This is a genomic window from Tunicatimonas sp. (genome assembly GCF_049647865.1).
In the GTDB taxonomy this organism is placed as follows: domain Bacteria; phylum Bacteroidota; class Bacteroidia; order Cytophagales; family Cyclobacteriaceae; genus Tunicatimonas.
Map to the genome: position 1 here is coordinate 1 of NZ_JBARYM010000364.1, position 1,967 is coordinate 1,967.

Sequence of the window (1,967 nt, forward strand, 5' to 3'; positions counted from 1 at the left end):
GCTACAAATTCCGTACAATACTGCTGGTCTTTATCCCCTCGGAGGATATACGGGTGAGTATCCGAGCTTTGTAAAACACAATATAGGTAAGGGAACCATTGAGCACTGGGTCACCGAACGGCCTAGCCAATTTGAGTCTTACTACGAAATTAGTAAAGACCCGAAAACCGATGAAGTAGATTATCAGGAAGGAGATTTCTTTCTGATGTATCTCGACAAGAAGAATCGGTATGGGGGCGTTCGCATTGTATCGGAAAATCCGCGCATCATTGAAGTGTACATCGCTGAACCAAACTTATAAATCAACTGAATAACCCAATTGGCGGGCCACCGTGCCCGTCTTCAAACCCTTTATTTATTAAATTTTAAAAAACTAAAACTCATGAAAAAATTAACAATTTTACTCAACCCTCATGTAGGCGGAACCCTCTTCCGCATCGGATCAATGCTTCTCCTTGCTTTAGCGATGAGCAGTCAAATACTAGCTCAAGGAGTAATTACCAATGGTAGCCCCGAATGGATTGGCGGCAATGGCAAATTATACACAGTAGGGGCCAAAGTTGGAATCAATACCAATTCACCATTCAGGGGTTTGCACCTGCATGGGGCGGGCCACCGGTATTTGCGAACTACCTCTACTGGAGGTGACGAATTCCATACATTTGCAGCCGGACTCGAACTTCAACGTAAGTTGGACAACGGACAGACTATCATGTGGGACATAGTTAACCAGGGAACCTTTAAAGTTCGCCGAAATATATGGGCACTCTTTCAGATAGATGAAAATGAAGCACAGTTTGGCGTACAAACTAAAAGAACAACGTTAAATATTTGGGGTAAGAGTACTGGAAGTAGCGGTGGTGAACTAAATGAAGGCACGTTAGCACTTCGCAATCACATATCTGGTGGATACCAAACCATGCGCTTGGACGGTAATCAGATAGAGACTGCTACCGAAATGCACCTCAATTTTATCTCCGACCAGAATGTGGCTTTGGTCCACGGAGGAGGAGCCGTAAAAATTAATACAGATGATGACGAAGCGAAGCTGAACGTAGATTCGGATAACTACCACATGAAGATGATCAATGGGAATAATAAGTGGCGCGTGGGTGCTTCTAACGGTGACTGGACCGTGGGTGATGGTAAACTAGTCTTCTCCAACACCCAAGCCTCCGGAGATGCCACTATGGTGCTAACTGCTCAGGGCCGGGTAGGCATCGGTATGATCACTCCCAGCCACACGCTGGATGTAAAAGGATCTACCCGCACTACTACCCTGAAGATTACCGGCGGAGCCGATTTGGCCGAACCCTTTGAAGTAAGCGGTGAGAGCAAGATAGAAGCAGGTATGATCGTAGCGATTGACCCGGCAAATGCGGGAGAGTTGAAAGTAGCTACTTCGGCTTACGACAAAACCGTAGCCGGCATTGTGAGTGGTGCCGGCGACATCCAACCTGGTATGGTGATGGGGCAAGACGGCAGCATTGCCAGCGGCGAGCACCCGGTAGCCCTCACCGGACGGGTATACGCCAAGGTAGACGCCAGCTACGGAGCCATTCAGCCCGGCGATTTGCTGACGACTTCAGATACCCCCGGCCACGCCATGCGGGTAAGTGATTCCAGCCAGGCCCAGGGAGCCATCATCGGCAAAGCCATGACCGCCCTGGAAGAAGGCCAAGGCTTAGTGCTGGTACTGGTTAGCTTGCAGTAATTAATAGTACCACGTCATTGCGACCCCGGACTTGATCCGGGGGAAGCAATCTCCCTCTAAGTACCTATACGTTTACCGGGGGGAGATCGCTTCGCAAAGCCTCGCGATGACGGTGCTCAACCAACGAAAGCCATTTCTTACGCAGATAAATTGAATGAAATGAAAAAATTACGAATAAGATGTCTGATTGGATGGGGGTGCTTAACCGCCCTCAGCCTTCAGGCCCAGAAAAAAGTGCCGCAGAGCTTCCAAT

At 48.6% G+C, this 1,967-nt stretch carries 1 protein-coding gene and 1 pseudogene; both read left to right on the top strand.

The window, feature by feature from the left end; all coding sequences use genetic code 11:
• Positions 1-301, top strand: a pseudogene (locus WBA23_RS10740) (hypothetical protein); the annotation flags it as partial.
• An 81-nt stretch (positions 302-382) separates the two neighbouring features.
• A complete protein-coding gene (locus WBA23_RS10745) occupies positions 383-1,714 on the top strand; it encodes a hypothetical protein (protein ID WP_424582278.1) in 1,332 nt (443 codons plus the stop codon).
• The last annotated feature ends 253 nt before the right edge of the window (positions 1,715-1,967 follow it).